The organism is Candidatus Pelagibacter sp. uisw_138 (assembly GCF_059512485.2).
In genome coordinates, this window is sequence record NZ_CM183453.2 from 1,358,969 (window position 1) to 1,376,949 (window position 17,981).

Annotated in this window: 18 protein-coding genes; 7 read left to right on the forward strand and 11 right to left on the reverse strand. The window is 29.6% G+C overall.

The genetic code is table 11. From position 1 onward, the window contains the following. The first annotated feature begins 205 nt into the window (after positions 1-205). From mnmG to AC5YGC_RS07320, 4 genes are read left to right on the forward strand one after another with little or no spacing between them, the layout of a single operon-like run. On the forward strand, positions 206-2,077 hold the full coding sequence (gene mnmG / locus AC5YGC_RS07305) for a tRNA uridine-5-carboxymethylaminomethyl(34) synthesis enzyme MnmG (RefSeq protein WP_496139565.1): 1,872 nt from the start codon (positions 206-208) through the stop codon (positions 2,075-2,077). Then, on the forward strand, positions 2,077-2,727 hold the full coding sequence (locus tag AC5YGC_RS07310) for an RsmG family class I SAM-dependent methyltransferase (protein ID WP_496139566.1): 651 nt from the start codon (positions 2,077-2,079) through the stop codon (positions 2,725-2,727). The genes mnmG and AC5YGC_RS07310 overlap by 1 nt, the downstream gene beginning before the upstream one ends. Beyond that, complete coding sequence (locus AC5YGC_RS07315) at positions 2,728-3,522, forward strand: AAA family ATPase (protein WP_496139567.1); 795 nt, start codon at positions 2,728-2,730, stop codon at positions 3,520-3,522. Then, a complete protein-coding gene (locus AC5YGC_RS07320) occupies positions 3,522-4,370 on the forward strand; it encodes a ParB/RepB/Spo0J family partition protein (protein WP_496139568.1) in 849 nt (282 codons plus the stop codon). The genes AC5YGC_RS07315 and AC5YGC_RS07320 overlap by 1 nt, the downstream gene beginning before the upstream one ends. Here the strand turns inward: AC5YGC_RS07320 and holA are convergent. Genes holA through AC5YGC_RS07340 form a run of 4 tightly spaced genes read right to left on the reverse strand, consistent with a single transcriptional unit; the run spans position 4,360 to position 8,942 of the window. Next, entirely contained in the window at positions 4,360-5,355 is a 996-nt protein-coding gene (holA, locus tag AC5YGC_RS07325; protein ID WP_496139569.1) for a DNA polymerase III subunit delta, read from the reverse strand. The genes AC5YGC_RS07320 and holA overlap by 11 nt on opposite strands. Further along, positions 5,352-5,816, reverse strand: a complete 465-nt coding sequence (locus AC5YGC_RS07330) for a hypothetical protein (protein WP_496139570.1) — start codon at positions 5,814-5,816, stop codon at positions 5,352-5,354. The genes holA and AC5YGC_RS07330 overlap by 4 nt, the downstream gene beginning before the upstream one ends. A 2-nt stretch (positions 5,817-5,818) precedes the next feature. After that, positions 5,819-8,353, reverse strand: coding sequence for a leucine--tRNA ligase (gene leuS / locus AC5YGC_RS07335; protein ID WP_496139571.1), 2,535 nt, complete (start codon positions 8,351-8,353; stop codon positions 5,819-5,821). Positions 8,354-8,411: 58 nt separating this feature from the next. After that, positions 8,412-8,942: a DUF3576 domain-containing protein gene (locus AC5YGC_RS07340; protein WP_496139572.1), complete on the reverse strand. Its 531-nt coding sequence runs from the start codon at positions 8,940-8,942 to the stop codon at positions 8,412-8,414. Positions 8,943-9,159: 217 nt separating this feature from the next. Here AC5YGC_RS07340 and AC5YGC_RS07345 point away from each other — a divergent pair, with 217 nt between their 5' ends. Further along, positions 9,160-10,128, forward strand: a complete 969-nt coding sequence (locus AC5YGC_RS07345; protein ID WP_496139573.1) for a porin — start codon at positions 9,160-9,162, stop codon at positions 10,126-10,128. A 36-nt stretch (positions 10,129-10,164) separates the two neighbouring features. Here AC5YGC_RS07345 and AC5YGC_RS07350 read toward each other — a convergent pair whose 3' ends face one another. Continuing rightward, positions 10,165-10,707 carry a thiamine phosphate synthase gene (locus AC5YGC_RS07350; RefSeq protein ID WP_496139574.1) on the reverse strand — a complete coding sequence of 181 codons (543 nt, stop codon included), beginning with the start codon at positions 10,705-10,707 and terminating at the stop codon, positions 10,165-10,167. On the opposite strand from AC5YGC_RS07350, the gene AC5YGC_RS07355 reads away from it, so the two are divergent. Next, complete coding sequence (locus tag AC5YGC_RS07355) at positions 10,702-11,352, forward strand: YggS family pyridoxal phosphate-dependent enzyme (protein WP_496139575.1); 651 nt, start codon at positions 10,702-10,704, stop codon at positions 11,350-11,352. The genes AC5YGC_RS07350 and AC5YGC_RS07355 overlap by 6 nt on opposite strands. Here the strand turns inward: AC5YGC_RS07355 and AC5YGC_RS07360 are convergent. Further along, entirely contained in the window at positions 11,349-11,837 is a 489-nt protein-coding gene (locus tag AC5YGC_RS07360) for a L,D-transpeptidase family protein (RefSeq protein WP_496139576.1), read from the reverse strand. The genes AC5YGC_RS07355 and AC5YGC_RS07360 overlap by 4 nt on opposite strands. 20 nt (positions 11,838-11,857) lie before the next feature. Here AC5YGC_RS07360 and AC5YGC_RS07365 point away from each other — a divergent pair, with 20 nt between their 5' ends. Continuing rightward, positions 11,858-12,439 carry a winged helix-turn-helix domain-containing protein gene (locus AC5YGC_RS07365; RefSeq protein WP_496139577.1) on the forward strand — a complete coding sequence of 194 codons (582 nt, stop codon included), beginning with the start codon at positions 11,858-11,860 and terminating at the stop codon, positions 12,437-12,439. A 6-nt stretch (positions 12,440-12,445) separates the two neighbouring features. Here the strand turns inward: AC5YGC_RS07365 and AC5YGC_RS07370 are convergent, their stop codons facing one another. From AC5YGC_RS07370 to dnaK, 5 genes are read right to left on the reverse strand one after another with little or no spacing between them, the layout of a single operon-like run. Beyond that, positions 12,446-13,375 (reverse strand): PfkB family carbohydrate kinase, encoded by a 930-nt coding sequence (locus tag AC5YGC_RS07370; protein ID WP_496139578.1) that lies wholly within the window; start codon positions 13,373-13,375, stop codon positions 12,446-12,448. 1 nt (position 13,376) lies between these two features. Further along, positions 13,377-14,030, reverse strand: a complete 654-nt coding sequence (gene nth / locus AC5YGC_RS07375; protein ID WP_496139579.1) for an endonuclease III — start codon at positions 14,028-14,030, stop codon at positions 13,377-13,379. Continuing rightward, a complete protein-coding gene (gene dapB / locus AC5YGC_RS07380) occupies positions 14,030-14,806 on the reverse strand; it encodes a 4-hydroxy-tetrahydrodipicolinate reductase (RefSeq protein WP_496139580.1) in 777 nt (258 codons plus the stop codon). Before dapB ends, nth begins: the two co-directional genes overlap by 1 nt. Before the next feature lie 36 nt (positions 14,807-14,842). Then, complete coding sequence (dnaJ, locus tag AC5YGC_RS07385) at positions 14,843-15,964, reverse strand: molecular chaperone DnaJ (protein WP_496139581.1); 1,122 nt, start codon at positions 15,962-15,964, stop codon at positions 14,843-14,845. A 32-nt stretch (positions 15,965-15,996) separates the two neighbouring features. Further along, positions 15,997-17,946, reverse strand: coding sequence for a molecular chaperone DnaK (dnaK, locus tag AC5YGC_RS07390; RefSeq protein WP_496139582.1), 1,950 nt, complete (start codon positions 17,944-17,946; stop codon positions 15,997-15,999). Positions 17,947-17,981: the final 35 nt, after the last annotated feature.

Genomic DNA, 17,981 nt, shown 5'->3' on the forward strand with positions numbered 1-17,981 from the left:
TATCAACACATCTCATTTTTACTTAAAACTTGCTTTTTACCTGAGTTTTTGAATCATTTTGGTCACTTATTGTTGATAAACATAGCTTATTTAAGAAATTTATAGACCTTTTTAGTAATTTTTAAGATCGAAAACATATTTAAAATAATTTAATTAGTTTCGACTCTCATCTTGTAAAAAATTTGATCAGTTATAAATTTAAATTATGAAAAATGATCTGTCATTTGAAGTAGTTGTTATTGGAGGAGGACATGCTGGTTGTGAAGCTGCTGCAGCGTCTGCACGTCTTGGAGTTAACACTGCCCTATTCACTCACAAAATTGAAACAATAGGTGAGATGTCTTGTAACCCCGCAATAGGAGGTCTTGGTAAAGGTCACCTTGTTAGAGAGATAGATGCCTTAGACGGTGTGATGGGAGAGGTTGCAGATAAATCAGGTATACAATTTAGATTATTAAATAGAAGTAGAGGGCCTGCAGTTCAAGGACCCAGAACTCAATCAGACAGATCATTATATCGTAAATATATGCAAGAAAAATTACTAAACTACTGTAATTTAAACATTTTTTCTGATCCTGTAATAAGGTTTATTTTTAATAAAAACACTATAAGTGGCTTTGAAACAAAGTCAGGCAAAAAAATTTTATGTGGTAAGCTAATCTTAACAACAGGCACTTTTTTGAATGGTTTGATTCATATAGGTGACAAGAGAACACCAGCAGGAAGGTTTGATGAAAAGCCCTCAACAGGATTAAGTGAACAACTTGAAAAGTATGATTTTAAAATAGGAAGACTTAAGACAGGAACACCACCAAGACTCGATGCCCGAACAATTAAGTATGATGATTTAGAAGAACAGTTTGCAGACGACGATCCTTATTTTTTTTCTTTCTTAACTAAAAAAAATTTAAACAAACAAGTTTCATGTCGGATGACTTATACGAACGAAAAGGTTCATAAGATAATTCAAAAAAATCTAAAAAGAAGTGCCATGTACTCAGGAAGCATACAGGGGGTTGGCCCAAGATATTGTCCTTCAATAGAGGATAAAATAGTAAAGTTTGCAGATAAGGACCGTCACCAGATATATTTAGAGCCTGAAGGACTAAATGATCACACAATATACCCAAATGGAATATCTACCTCACTACCTGAGGATGTTCAACAAGAAATATGTAACAATATCAGTGGTTTGGAAAATGTTAAGATAATTAGACCAGGTTATGCCATAGAATATGACTATATTGACCCTAGAGAACTATTTTTAACTCTTGAGACTAAAAAAATTCAAAATTTATACCTTGCTGGGCAAATAAATGGAACAACAGGATATGAAGAAGCTGCAGCCCAAGGATTAATCGCTGGAATTAATGCTGCGTTATCTTTTAAGAAAGAAGAACCATTCATTTTGGATAGATCAGATGCATACATTGGAGTTATGATAGATGATTTGGTAACAAAGGGTGTTGCAGAGCCTTATAGAATGTTCACCTCAAGAGCAGAATATAGACTTAGTTTGAGAGCAGATAATGCCGACCAAAGGTTAACAAATAAAGGAATTGAAATTGGATTAATATTAAAAGAAAGAGAAGATATTTTTAGAGATAAAGAACATAAATTAGGAATAATATCTAAAATAATGTCTGAATCATCAATATCTCCAACAAAAATTAAAAACTTTGATATTAAAATTGCAAAAGACGGTATTATAAGGAAATCTAATGAAATATTAACCCAAAAAGGTGTTGATATGAAAAAAATAAGAGAAATTTGGCCTGAAATTCCATTTTTTGATAAAAAAATAGATGAGCAAATTGAAATAAATGCTCATTATAGAGGCTATCTTAAAAAACAAAAAGCAGATATATTAGCATTTAAAAGAGATGAAAATTTAGTCATACCTGAAAAAGTTAATTATGATGATCTTTCTGGGCTGTCAAATGAGGTAAAAGCCAAATTTAAACAAATAAAACCAAAAACTATGGGACAAGCACTGCGAATCGATGGAATTACTCCAGCTGCTGTATATATTTTGTTGTCACATGTAAAAAGAAAGTCTATTAAGCTTATAGCTTAATGGAAGAAATTTTTAAAAAATATCCACTACTAAAAAACCAAAATGTTCCACGTGAAACATTAATTGAGTTTGAGCTATTTATATCCATGCTACAGCAGAGGAATGATGAAATTAATATAATAAGTAAAGAAACAGCCAAAAATGAGGTTATTAGGGAACGTCATATAATTGATTCAGCACAAATTATTGAATTTGTTGATTTAAATAGTAGTATTATAACGGATATAGGTTCAGGTGGAGGTATGCCAGGCATAATTATATCAATTATGATTAAAAATCAGAAAAATTTGATCAAAGTTCACTTATATGAAAAAAGTCACCATAAAAGCTCTTTTTTAAGAAAAGTATCTAGAGATTTAAAATTAAATACCGAAGTCATGCAAGAAAATATTTTTGAGGCACAAAATTTAGACTCGGGTACAATAATGGCAAGAGCCTTTAAACCTTTACCAATAATTTTAGATTTAGTTTATAAAAATTTTAGCAGTTACAAAAATTTAATTGTCTTCATGGGAAAAAATGGAGAAAAAGTTTTAGAAGAAACTTTAATAAATTGGAATTTTGATTTTGAAAAGAAAAAAAGCATTACAAGTGAAGATTCATTTTTATTAAATATAAAAAATATTAAAAAAAAAAAATTAAAAAACTAAATGCAAATTATTTCTGTAATAAATCAAAAGGGTGGGGTCGGAAAAACAACAACAGTAATTAATCTTGCAGCAGGTTTAGCCCAACAAGAAAAAAAAGTTTTAGTTATTGATCTTGATCCACAAGGGAACGCTACTACAGGACTTGGTTTATCCAATTTAGAGAGTTCAACAGACACTATTTATGGAGTATTGAATGGTACAAAGGCCATTTCTGATGTGATTAGAAAAACTGTGTTCAAAAATTTAGATATTATCACTTCGAATGTAGATTTATCTGGGCTTGAGGTCGAGACAGCTGATGACAGCATGAGAGCCTTCATTTTAAAACGCGAATTAACCGCTTATTTAAATGATTCTAGAGCAACCTATGATTATGTACTTATAGACTGTCCACCATCACTAAGCTTGCTTACAGTCATGGCGCTAGTGTCTTCTCACTCACTATTAGTTCCACTGCAGACTGAATTTTTTGCTTTAGAGGGTTTAACCCAGCTAATGAAAACCATAGAACGAATAAAAGTTAATTTAAATCCTGAATTAAAAATTAGAGGCATACTTTTAACAATGTTTGATAAAAGAAATAAGCTATCCACACAAGTTGAAAAAGAAGCAAGGGACTATTTCAATGAAAAAGTTTATCTAACAGTGATCCCAAGAAACGTCAGGCTTTCAGAGGCCCCATCACACGGCATGCCAGTCTTAATGTATGATAAATCTTGTCCTGGTAGTAAATCATATTTTAATTTTACAGATGAATTTATTAATCAAGAACAAAAAATAGGGAGTGCTGCATAATGGATACAAACAAAATAAAAAAAGGTCTAGGTAGAGGTTTGTCATCTTTAATAGGTGAAACAAAAGTAGAAATAAATATTAATAAAGTTTCGATATCTGATCTTGTAAGCAATAAATTTCAACCAAGGAAAACATTTGATGAGGAAAGTTTACAAGATTTAACAAACTCAATAAAAGAAAGAGGTATCATTCAACCAATTATTGTTAGAAAGTCTAGTAACGATAGTTCAAAGTATGAGATAATTGCCGGAGAGAGAAGGTGGTTATCAGCACAAAAAGCAGGGCTACACGAAGTTCCAGTGGTTATTACAGATGTAGATGATTTAAAATCTTTAGAATTTGCAATTATTGAAAATGTTCAAAGAAATGACTTAAATGCAATCGAAGAAGCACGTGGCTATAAACGTCTTATTGAAGAGTTTTCGTATGATCAAGAAAAAGTAGCACAATTTATTGGAAAAAGTAGAAGCCATATTTCTAACTTTTTAAGGCTACTCAACCTTCCAGAAGCAGTTTTAAAGTTAATTGAAACTCAAAAATTATCAGCAGGACATGCAAAAATTTTGGTAGGTCTAGATAATGCAGAGTTTGCTGCAAATAAAATAATTGAAAAAAACCTTTCTGTTCGACAATCAGAAAATTTTGTTAAAATTTTTAAGACTAAAAAACACTCTCTTAAGTCTTTTAGAGATACAAATTTACAAGCTTTAGAGACTTCAATTAGAGAAAAAATTGGTCTTAATGTTCTGATTAAAAATAAAAAAAATAATTCAGGATCTTTATTATTAGAATATAAAAATCTAGATCAGTTAAATAAAATAATTGAGATTATTAAATCTAATTATTAGTTTTTTTTGAATTGTTAATTATAAAATCTGACAATATATTTTTAGCCATGGTAGAATTTTTTTTAATTAAAAGCTCAATTTCATTAGTTTTATAAATTAAATTTGTTAAAAGATTTTTATTCCAAGACCGTATTTGTTGATTAACAAGAGGCTTGTCCTTCCAAAAAATTGGTGGTTTACAAGCAGAAATTGCTTGTTCAATGTTTTTTTTTTCATCAACTAATTCTTGAATTTTAACTAGCCTTTTGAGCTTAGCTAATAATGTTCTAACAATTATAATATTATCTTCATCTGAATAATTGTTTTCATTCAAAATAGTGACTGTTTTCCTCATGTTTTTAGCAAGTGAGTGGTCCACTAGTTCCGAAGCACTATAGTTGTCAGCTAGGTTAGTTAACTTTATTATTTCGTTAAGATTTAAGCTTTTTTTATTCAATGAATAGGCCAAAATTTTTTTTAATTCATTATTTAAATTTTTTCTATCACCTCTACTTCGTTCTACCAAGATGTTTATTAATTGTTGAGAAATTGGTATTTTTTTATTTCTAAAAAAAAGACTAATTATTGAATTTAATGTTTGGTTATTATCTTCATAAAATGGAACACATATAATTGATTTTTCTTTTTCAAAAAATTTTCTTAAAGCAGATTTTTTTTCAAGATTTTTTGAATTTAAAATTATTTTTATATCTTCAGGATTTTTCTCTATTAATTCTTCTAAAATTTCTCTAATTTTGTCAGTAGCTCTATTAATGATTATGAGTTTTTCATTATCAAAAAAAGATTGCGTGAGAACGCTATCAAAAAAATTATTGGTATTATCCAGGACTTCTCTTTCTTCGTATCTATGAATTTTATTTAGATATTTTTTTTCAAATAAATTCTCTATAGTTTCTTCTTTTAAACCTTCATTGTTTCCATAAAAAAGAAAAAAATTATAATTATTTAACTTTAATTTTTTTAGTTCAAATGATTTTAGTATCATTGAATATTGGATAATTTAAAAACTAATTTTTCTGAAACAGTCTCAGCTAAATTATTTGTAATTTCTTTTTCATAGCCTTTTAATTCAAATTTATTATTATTATTTTTATAAGTAAAACTTTCAAGTATTTGTAGATTATTTTTTAATTGATTTTCTACAAAAACTTCAACATTAACTGTTATAGTTTTTTTAAAACTTGTAGAATTCCCTTTAATATCTTTCGCAAGTTCTGTTTTTTCAGTTTTAGTCAGTATCTTTAGGGTGAATTTTTTATTTCTTTTGGTTAAAGTATAATTGTTGAGTAATCTTTTTATTTTTAAATTAATATCTCTATCCCCAATAAAGCTTATTTTATCTATAGAGAAGTCATAAGTAGAAGAATTTTTTTTAGAATGTATAGCTTCATACCCACAAGAAGATACAAGTAAAAATAGAATTAAAATAAAAAAATTTTTTTTCATTCTTACAGTATAATATTTATAAGCCTATTTGACACAAAAATTGTTTTTAGTATTTTTTGATTTTGCAAAATTTTTTCTGTTTCAGTATTTGATTTAATTTTTTTCAAAATTTCAATTTCACCTAGATCTCTTTTAACCTTTAAAAGAGCCCTTTTTTTGCCATTTATTTGCACAACAAAATTAATTTCATCTTCCATAACTTCTTCTTTTGATACTATTGGCCATTTTAATTCTTTTCCATTAATACTGTTTAGGCACTCAGCACTAAAGTGAGGAATAAAAGGACTCATTAATATTAAAATTTTTTTATAGCTTTCAAGTAAAGTTTCTTTTTTTATAGGTTTTTCAATTTCTTTAATTAAAAAATTATACATCTCATAAAGGTTCGCAATTATGACGTTGTAGTGAAATTTTTCTAGGTTTTGAGTTACTTTATAAATTAGCTGATTGGTAAATTTAGTTAAATTTTCACTTTCATTTCCTTTACCATTGTTTTGAATCTTTTCTAAAATTTTAGAATTTAATATCCATAATTTTTGGATAAACTTGAATGAGGCCATCATACCCTGATCAGACCATTGAACATCTTTTTCTGGAGGGCTATCTGATAAAATGAATAATCTAACAGAATCTGCACCATAATTTTTGATTATATTTTCAGGGTCTATGGTATTTTTTTTTGATTTCGACATGGATTCTGTTGGTCCAACAATTACTTTTTCTGTAGGTTTATTTTTTTTAAAAAATTCTTTTCCATCTTTGGAAAAAACATCATCAGGGTTTAGCCAAATATTTTTTTGATCTTTATATGTTTCGTGACAGACCATTCCCTGTGTAAATAATCCATCGAATGGTTCTTTTAATTTAAAGTTAGCACTCTCAAATGAAAGAGCTTGCATAAAAAACCTTGAATATAATAAATGTAAAATGGCATGCTCAACTCCCCCAATGTATTGGTCAACGGGCATCCAGTAATCCACTTCTTCTTGTGTAAAACCATGGTTGACATTCTGAGGAGAACAAAAACGTAGAAAATACCACGAAGAATCTACAAATGTATCCAATGTATCAGTTTCTCTTCTATATTTTTTTTTATCTAAAACAAAGTATTTCCAGTCATCTTCAGAATCTAGAGGGTTACCTGTGTTACTTAATTTGTCAATCTTTGGAAGTTTAACAGGTAGCATATTCTTTGGGATTTTAATGGGTTGATCATTCTCATCATAAGCAATTGGGATGGGACAACCCCAATATCTCTGTCTTGATATACCCCAATCTTTTAATCGATAATTAGTTTTTTTCTTTCCTAAATTATTTTCTTCAAGAAATTTTATTGTTTTAATAATGGATTCGCCTGGAGCCTTTAAGCCATCAAGAAATTTTGAATTATAAAGATATCCTTCACCCGTATAAGCTTCAATATTTATTTTAAAGTCTTTATCCTTTTCAGGCTTAACAACGGGTGTAATTTGTAAATTATATTTTTTTGCAAATTCCAAATCTCTCTGGTCATGTGCTGGACAACCAAAAACTGCACCTAGGCCATAATCCATCAATACAAAGTTTGCAAAATAAACTGGAGCCTTAATATTTCTATCCAGTGGATTTATTGCAATCATATCAGTTTTGAAACCAAGTTTTTCTGCGGAAGCAATAGATTCTTCAGTAGTACCAGTTTTAGAACATTCTTCTCTAAATTTTTGAAACCCTTTGTCTTCCTCGTAATATTTAGCTAAAGGGTGGTCAATTGAAAGAGCTAAAAAAGAAAAACCAAATAAAGTGTCAGGCCTTGTTGTATAACACTTAATATTATCAACTGGTTTTTCACTTTCAATTTTAAATTCAACTTCGCAACCAAATGATTTACCTATCCAATTCTTTTGCATCAACTTTACTTTGTTGGGCCAATTTTCTAATGCATCTAGTCCTTGCAATAAATTCTCAGAAAATCTTGAGATATTAAAAAACCATTGATTTAACTTCTTTCTTTCAACTATAGCTCCTGACCTCCAACCTTTACCGTTTACTACTTGCTCATTAGCAAGAACAGTTTCGTCAACAGGATCCCAGTTAACATAATTTTCTTTTCTGTAAACTAGTCCCTTGTCATATAAATCTAAAAAAAATTCTTGTTGGTGCTTATAATAATCCTCAGAACAAGTTGAAATTTCTTTATCCCAGTCAATCGATAAACCAAGCTTTTTTAATTGAGATCTCATGGTCTTGATGTTTGACTCAGTCCAAGTTTTAGGATCTAGGTTATTTTGTCTTGCTGCATTCTCTGCTGGCATACCAAACGAGTCCCAGCCCATCGGATGAAGAACGTTGTATCCTTGTAAAGCTTTAAATCGAGCCAACACGTCACCGATTGTATAATTTCTTACATGACCCATATGAATTTTCCCAGATGGGTAGGGAAACATTTCTAAACAATAAAATTTTTTTTTTCTCTTATCTACCTTAGTAGAAAAACTTTTATTTTGGTCCCAAAGTTTTTGCCACTTCTCTTCTACAATTTTAAAATTATATCTGTCCATAAAAATTAAAGTTTACTGAATATTTTATTATTATCAAATTGCTTATGGAGCTTAAATTTTATTTTTTATTTTTAGCTTCTTCTTTATAAATTGCTGCCGTTCTTAAAATTTTTGTTTTTAATTCTGGAATTAAATTTCCTGCCGTTTCAGATATGGTACAGTTATTAAGAGCTAAGCATTTTCTATTAAAAACCTTAATATCTAAAGCATCCGATCTTATTTCGTTTGTTAAAAATCTAATCGAAATTTTAATACTTTCATTTGAGGTCTGATCAGTTGAATACCAGTCAGTAATAATTATTCCTCCACTATAATTAACAGAAGCCAATGGCATAAAATCAATTGTATCAAGAGACGCTCTCCATAGCTCATTAGAGCTAGCAAATTCGAATGTTCCACTTCCACCTTTAGTAATATCATTTAGTCGAAACCCTCTCCCTTCTTCGAGATTTTTTGCAACTCTTTTTTTAGGGTCAGGATCATATTTTCTTGCGTCTCCTCCTGGAAGTTTTCCACCAGAACACGAATTCAAAAGAATAATAGATAGTAATATAGTAAAAATTATTTTTATATTTTTAAGAAAATTCATAATAAAATTAGTCGTTAATTTAATAGCTTTATACAATATATATTAAAAAAATTGCAAAAGTATAAGAAAATAGCCATTTTAAAGTGATGTAAAAATACAACACTATTAATAATTTTTCTCAAAAAAGGCTTTTTTCATAAAAAATATTGTTCAAATTGATAAACATTCATTGTTTATTATTAATAATAAAAACAATAACAACAAATAAAGGAAAAATATGAATAACTTAAAAAAAATAGGTTTGACTGCTTTAGCAGCTTCACTTGTTTCTACATCAGTATTTGCTGGTGAATTAGCAGTGACTGGTTCAGCGTCAATGAAAGCAGCTCACGTAACAACTGCTACTGGTGCTAATACTGGTAAATCATTTACTATGGGAAATAATATCTACTTTAAAGGTAGTGGAGAATTAGACAACGGATTAAACGTTGCTGTTAATTTTGAACTTGATGATGGATCTAATGGTGCATCAGCTAGTACTTCAGTTTGGGATAACCATTCAGTAACTGTTTCTTCTGACGCTTTAGGATCATTTACTTTCCATGGTCATGGTGGAGCTTCTGCTCAAGGTGCAGTTTCTGATACTACTGGTCAAACTTGGGATTATCAAGGTACTAACCAAGGTAACATTGATTCTTCTCAAGGAAACAATATTATGGTTTACACTCTTCCATCTATGGTTGATGGTATTTCTGTGAAAGCTTCATACGTACCAAAAGGTACTTCAGCTGCACAATGGTCAAGCGCAACTGATTTTGCGATAGCTTACACTGGTGTTGAAGGTTTAACTGCTGGATATGCAATAGGTGAAAAAAATACAACAGAAGCTACAGTTGGTGATGTTGATACTTTTTATGCTAAATATGCATATGGTCCAGTTACAGTAGCATATACTGAAACTGAGTTTGCTTCAAAAGCAGATGCTTCTGATAGAGAGTTTACAGCATATTCTGTAGCTTACACTGTAAGTGACAATGTATCTGTACACTATGGTGTATCTGAGAATACTCAAAACTCAGTAGCTTCTAGCTCAACAAACAAACCTGAAGAAGTTACAGGTCTTGTTGCATCATACACTATGGGTGGAATGACTATTTCAGGTGCTATGATTGATATTAAAAACCAAGGCTTTGTTGAAAACACTAAAGAAGAAGCTTGGGAATTAGGTCTATCATTTGCATTCTAATTTAATTTAGAACACAAATTAATAAAGGGCCCCTTTTTAGGGGCCTTTTTTTTGTTCAAAAAAAGAAATACCGGCAAAACCATGGCAGCTTGTAAGAGCTAATTTTTTTAAATTGTTAACTGATATTCCACCAAGAGCTATGAAAGGCTTATTACTTAAAAGAGAAAGGGATTTAAATTTATTTATGCCTAAATAATTTTTATTTCTTTTAAATATGGAAGATAAAAATATAGCATTAACACTCTGTAATTCTTTGATCCTTATTTCATAAACATTATGAGCCGAACCCAATATAATAAATTTTTTTTTTACTGAATAAGCGAGGTGTTTTTTATCTTTATTAAATGAAGGAATATAAGCACCGTCTAAATTAAGTTTTATAGCCAATTTCATATTATTAGAAATTAAGAATTTATTCCCTCTTTTCTTACAATAATTTTTTATTGTTAAAATTAATTTTTCATTAATGACTTGATTATAATTTCTAAATATTATGATCGTTTTTTTGCTCTGTTTATCTATGTGACTTTGGTCAAATTTTTTTATAAAGTAATATCTGTTCAAAGTTTTATTATGCATAACACTGTTAAAAATTTAATTTATATAGAAGAGCTTATCAAATCAAAAGCAAATCATGATGAATTAACTAAAATTATAGCGGTATCAAAAACTTTTCCTATTGAAAACATTTTACCCCTAATAGAGCATGGTCACCTTCATTATGGAGAAAATAAGGTTCAGGAAGCCTTAGAAAAGTGGAGTGATATAAAAAATGAAAATCATAACATTCAACTTCATTTAATTGGCAGACTTCAGACTAATAAAGTTAAATTTGCTTTAAAAATATTTGATTATATTCATTCGTTAGATAGTGAAAAATTAGCTAATAAAATTTCTCACGAACAGGAAAAACACAAAAAAAAACCAAAAATTTTCATACAGGTAAATGTGGGAAATGAAGACCAGAAATCTGGAATAGATAAAAGAAATTTGAATGATTTTTATAAATTTTGTAAAAAATTGAATTTAGACATTATTGGAACAATGTGTATTCCTCCAAATGATGGTAATACAGAAAAATATTTTTCTGAGATGAATGACATAAATAAAGAATTAAATTTTAAAGAATTAAGTATGGGCATGTCCGGAGATTATCTAGAAGCAATTAGATATAATGCAACATATGTTAGAGTGGGGTCAAAAATATTTGGTATTAGAGCCTAACCAATTTTAATCTTAGTTTTTTTATCTATTAATTTTAATAATATTTCAAAATCTTTCTTTTTTAAAGCAACACATCCTGCGGTTGGTTTATAATTATCTGCTAAATGAATAAATACTGCACTCCCATTACCGGGTGTTTTTTTTTCATTGTGACTAATTGAAATTATATAATCATATTTATGATCTTTTCTGTGTAGATTTTCTTTAAGATTTTTATTGTTCGTTTTGATTTCTTCATTATATTTTTTATGTTTTGGGTCATCACACCAAGCCATGTCTCGTTCAATGATCTTTTTATTGATTTTGCATTTTGGAATACCAACACGATCTTTTCTAAAATACAATTTTCTTAAACTAAATAATCCTTTAGGGGTTGAACAATCACCCTCTTTTTTATTAGAATTTATGCCACTTTTTCCAACACAACATCTTAATTTAAAGTCGTCAATTATAAGAGTGTTTTTATTTGGTACATGAATTATCATAAGTAATATTAAATATAATTATGCAAAATGTTTTTATTATAAATTTTAATTTACTATATGAAATTTTAGATGAGATAAAAGAAAATTTATCTTTTAAAATTATAAAAATTGAGAATGAAGAAGATTTTGAAAAGAAATTTGATCTAGATAGATTAAATGATTTAGTAATTTCAAAAACTGATCATAAATTATTATTAAATAACAATATAACTGATAAAAATTTTTTAGACTTCAATAATTTGCCCTTATCATTCAATAAATTATTAGAGCTAATCAATATTAAATTAATCAAATTAAAATTTAACCAACAGTCTAAGATTACAATTAAGGGCTATGAATTAAATTTAAATTCTAAATTTTTTTCTAAAGGTAATTTAAAGTTAAAGTTAACAGAAAAAGAAATTGAAATTATTTTGTATTTAAATGATAAAAAAATTAAACACAATGTTGCAGATCTTCAAAAAAATATATGGGATTATTCAACAAACATGGAGACCCATACGGTAGAAACACATATTTATAGATTACGAAAAAAAATAAGTGATTTATTTAAAGATGAAGAATTTATATTGAGCCATAAAAATGGTTATTTTATTGACTAAAATAGCTTAATCTAGTCTAGCTCCGACTTTTTGGATTATCTTTGAAGACATTTCGGTTCCTTTTTCGAGACATTCTTTTGTTGAGCTATTATTAATTAACCCATGAAGAAAACCAGCTGCAAAGATATCTCCAGCACCTGTTAAGTCTACAATTTTTAAATTAGGTTTACTCTGACATTCTATAATTTCTTGATCTTTAATAGCAATGCTTCCTTTTTCACCACGTGTGACAATTAAAAGTTTTCCTAGTTGTCTGCCAAATTCAATAACATCTTCAAAGTTTTTAGCATCAATTAATGACTTAATTTCTTGTTCATTTGCAAAAGTTATATCAAGCTTATTTTTAACTAAATCTAAAAAATTATTTTTATGTCTTTCTACACAAAATTGATCTGATAGAGACATGGCTTTAGTATTGGATAGCGCCATTGCTTTATCAAAGGCAGACTTTGGCTCTCCTTCATCCCACAAATATCCCTCTAAAAATATCATTTCGCTTTTTTGTAGAGCTTTTTCATTAATATCATTTTGATTAATTTTTCCAGCAATTCCTAAAAATGTAACCATAGTTCTTTCTGCATCAGGTGTGATTAAGATTAAACAAGTTCCAGTTGGTAAGTTTTCTTTTTTTTTATTATAAAAATATTTAACTTTTTCTTTAATTAAGCCTTCTTCGTATTTTTGTCCCAAATCATCATCATTAACTTTACCTATAAATCCAACATCGTTTCCTAATTGAGATAGTCCAACAATAGAATTTGCAACAGATCCACCAGAGAGAGTTTCTTCAATTTTAAGAGTGGATAAAAGTTTTTTAAATTCGTTTTCATCAACTAGTTTCATTGTGCCTTTTGTTAATTGATTATCTATTAAGTATTGCTCATCAATTTTACATATAACATCAACAATTGCATTGCCAATTCCTAGTATTTTCATTTTAAGCTTTTTTTATTTTAACTGGATTTTTTTGATTAGGATAACAAGTCGTGCAAATTTTACAAGTCAAACCATAACATTCCCTTGCTTTACAAAATTCTCTTCCATAATAAATTATTTGTAAATGTAATTTGCTCCATGTTTTTTCTGGGAATATTCTTTTTAAATCTTTTTCAGTTTGAATAACATTTTTGCCATTCGTTAAGCCCCATCTTTGAGCTAATCTATGAATGTGGGTATCAACTGCAAAAGCCGCAACTCCAAAACCTTGAGACATAACCACACTTGCTGTTTTATGGCCTACACCAGGCAGTTTTTCGAGTGCTTCAAAGCTTTTAGGCACTTTGCCTTCATGTTTTTCTAGAAGTTGTTTAGACATTAAATAAATGCTTTTAGCCTTAACCCGGAAGAGACCAATACTTTTGATTAATTTTTCTATTCTTTTTTTGCCTAACTTTACAAAATGTTCAGGTCTATTATATTTTGGATATATATTTTTAGTTACATTATTAACATTTAGATCAGTACATTGTGCCGACAAAAGAACCGACATTAAGAGAGTAAAATTACTAGTATGATTTAGTGGAATGGGGGTTGTAGGATAAATCTTATTTAAAATCTTTAGTATCTTTTTAGCTTTTTCTTTTTCATCCATTATTTAAAGCTCAATAAATCTCTCATGGAGTAAAGCCCTGGTTTTTTATTAACCAACCATCTTGCAGCAATTAAAGCTCCATCTGAATAAAGTGCTCTATCAAAAGCTTCATGATTTAATTTTATTATCTCTTTTCCACTTGAGAATCTAACTTCATGTTCACCAATAATTTCACCTTTTCTAATTGAATTAAAATTAATTTTTTTTCCATAAGGAAAAGATTTTTTATTTAAAAATTTTTTACCCATTAAATTATAAAGGTTTTTATTTTTCCCGTCTGCAATTCCTTTTCCCAACATTAAAGCTGTTCCTGATGGGTAATCTTTTTTGTGTTTGTGATGAACTTCAAATACTTTGCTTAAATATTCATCATTTAGCGATTTTGAGGCAATTTCAGTTAAATACATTAACAAATTAACACCAAGGCTCATATTGCCAGCTTTTAAAATAGGTATGGTTTTTGAAAACTTTTTGATTAAAGCATCTTCTTTTTGATTAAAACCAGTTGTTCCAATTACTACTCTTTTTTTTAATTTTGAGGCAATTTTTAAAATATCTAAACTACAGTTTGGGACTGTAAAATCTATTATTACATCGGTCTTTTTAAAAGCTTCTTCAGTATTTATACTAAGCTTGATACCAGAAATTCTTTTGTTGATAGCTTTATTTTCTGTAAGAGCAGCTAGTCTAAAGTTTTTATTATTTTTTGAGGATTTAATAAGTTGTTGACCCATTCTCCCTAGACAGCCAGAAATAGCTAAATTAATTTTTTTCATCTAAGAAAATATTAACCTTTTTTAGTTAATTAGTCTTTAGTTTTTCCAAAAACTTTTTGCTTTTTGAAAGAATTGTTTAATACTTGGATTAGACTTTTCGTTTTCAATTTCTCTAAATTTTTCAAGTAACTCTTTTTGTTCTTTATTTAAAGAAATAGGAACTTCAGTATTTACTTGGACATAAAGGTCTCCATTTCCACTGCCCCTCATATAAGGCATACCTTTACCCTTTAGTCTAAATTGTTTTCCATTTTGAGTTCCATCAGGTATTTTAATTTTAGCTTTTCCACCATCAATTGTTGGTATTTCTATTGTGGTTCCCAATGCTGCATCTGCAATGGATATGGGAAATTCAAAGAATAGGTTTTCATCAGATCTTTTAAATAAGTCATGTGAATGAACATTTACAAAAAGATAAAGATCACCACTTGCTCCACCTCTGGACCCTGCTTCACCTTTCCCAGCTAATCTAATCCTAGTACCATCATCAACACCTTTAGGTATTGTAACTGATATTTTTTTTGAAGCTTGCTTGTTACCTTGACCATTACAGTCTGTACATGGATTTGTTACTTCTTCACCAGAGCCAGCACATTGAGGACAAGTTTGTTGAACAGTAAAAAAACCTTGGTTAGACCTTACTTTGCCATTTCCACCACAAACAGTACATCTGTCTGGAGAATGACCAGGTTTAGAGCCATTGCCCTTACAAGTGTTACATTTTTCTGTTGTTGAGAATTTTATATCCTGCTTTTTTCCTTCATAGGCTTCTTCAAGAGTAATAGATAAATCATATCTTAGATCAGACCCTCTATTGTTGGTTTTCCTTCTTCCCCTTGATTGTCCACCACCAAAATCTCCAAAAAAATCTTCAAATATATCTGAAAAATCAGCTCCACCAAAACCACCACCTTGTCTTCCACCGCCTCCACCTTCAAAAGCAGCATGGCCAAAGTTATCATAGTTTTGTTTTTTTTCTTTATCTGAGAGAATGCCGTAAGCTTCACCAGCTTCTTTAAATTTATCTTCAGAAGCTTTATCTCCAGGGTTTTTATCGGGGTGGTGTTTAACTGCTAGTTTTCTATAGGCAGATTTTAATTCTTCAGGGCTTACATTCTTGCTAACACCTAAGACGTCATAAAAATCTCTTTTAGCCATAAGTTACTTTAAGATGATAGTTGTTTTAAGTCTTAAGCGCTTTTTTCTTTATCTTCTTCTTTTTTATTTTCTTTTGTTTCTTCTTCTTTTACTTCTTCAAAATCTGCATCAACTACATTATCGTTTTTTTTTGTTTCATCATTTTTATCACCATCGTTAGGTGAGCCCTCTTTTTTTTCTTGAGATTTATAAATTGCTTCACCTAATTTCATAGAGGCCTGAACTAAAGTTTCTGTTTTCTTTTTAATTTCTTCAGTATCAGTTCCTTTAATAACTTCTTTTAAGTCGGTTGATGCATCCTCTATTGCTTTTTTATCAGCATCTGAAACTTTAGCACCATGCTCTTTTAGATTCTTTTCTGTTGAATGAATTAATGTGTCTGCTTGATTTCTTGCGTCTACAGATTCTCTTTTCTTTTTATCTTCATCTTTATTAGCTTCAGCATCTTTTACCATTTTTTCAATTTCTTCATCACTTAAACCACCGGAAGCTTGGATCTGAATTTTTTGTTCTTTACCAGTTCCTTTGTCTTTAGCAGAAACACTTACAATTCCATTTGCATCAATATCAAAAGTTACTTCTATTTGAGGAACTCCTCTTGCAGCAGGCGCAATTCCAACTAGTTCAAAGTTTCCTAACATTTTATTGTCAGACGCCATTTCTCTTTCACCCTGAAGTACTCTTATTGATACAGCAGGCTGATTATCATCAGCTGTAGAAAATACTTGGCTTTTTTTAGTTGGTATTGTTGTATTTTTTTCAATTAATTTTGTTGATACTCCTCCCAATGTTTCAATCCCAAGTGATAGAGGTGTTACATCTAAAAGAAGTACGTCTTTAACGTCTCCCTGAAGAACCCCAGCTTGGATTGCAGCACCCATTGCAACAACTTCGTCAGGGTTTACACTTTTATTTGGTTCTTTACCAAAAAAGTTTTTAACTTCAGCAAGAACCTTTGGCATTCTTGTCATCCCACCAACCATTACAATTTCATCAATTTCATTTGCAGTAAGTCCCGCATCTTTAAGAGCAGTTTTACATGGTGGTAATGTTCTTGAAATTAAATCCTCAACCAAAGCTTCTAATTTAGCTCTAGTCATTTTTAGATTAATATGTTTTGGGCCAGTTTTATCAGCTGTTATAAAGGGTAAATTAACATCTGTTTGTTCTGCAGAAGATAGCTCAATTTTTGCTTTTTCAGCAGCTTCTTTTAATCTTTGAAGGGCTAATTTATCTGATCTTAAATCAATACCAGAATCTTTTTTAAATTCACCAATCAAATAATCAACGATTGTATTATCAAAGTCTTCACCACCTAAAAATGTATCACCATTTGTAGATTTAACTTCAAATACACCATCACCTAACTCAAGAATAGAAACATCAAAAGTTCCACCACCCAAGTCATAAACGGCTATTTTTTTATTTTGCTTTTTATCTAAACCGTAAGCAAGAGAGGCTGCTGTTGGTTCATTAATAATTCTTAAAACTTCAAGACCAGCAATTTTACCAGCATCTTTTGTTGCTTGTCTTTGAGCGTCATTAAAATATGCAGGGACTGTAATTACAGCTTTTGTTACTTCTTGACCTAAATATTTTTCAGCAGTCTCTTTCATTTTTTGAAGAATAAATGCAGAAATTTGAGAGGGTGAATATTTTTCTCCTCTAGCTTCAATCCAAGCATCTCCTTTTTCTGAATTTACAATCTTAAAAGGGGCAGCTGCAATATCTTTTTTTACAGTAGGGTCTTCAAAATTTCTTCCGATTAATCTCTTTACAGCAAAAATAGTATTTTCAGGATTGGTAACAGCCTGTCTTTTTGCGGGCTGTCCTACAAGTTTTTCTCCGTCTTCAGTAAAAGCCACAACTGAAGGGGTTGTTCTTGCACCCTCAGCATTTTCCAAAACTTTTGGCTGACTACCTTCCATGATAGACACACATGAGTTTGTCGTTCCTAAATCTATTCCTATAATTTTGCTCATAATTTTATTCCTATCCTTCATATAAGTGTTAATTT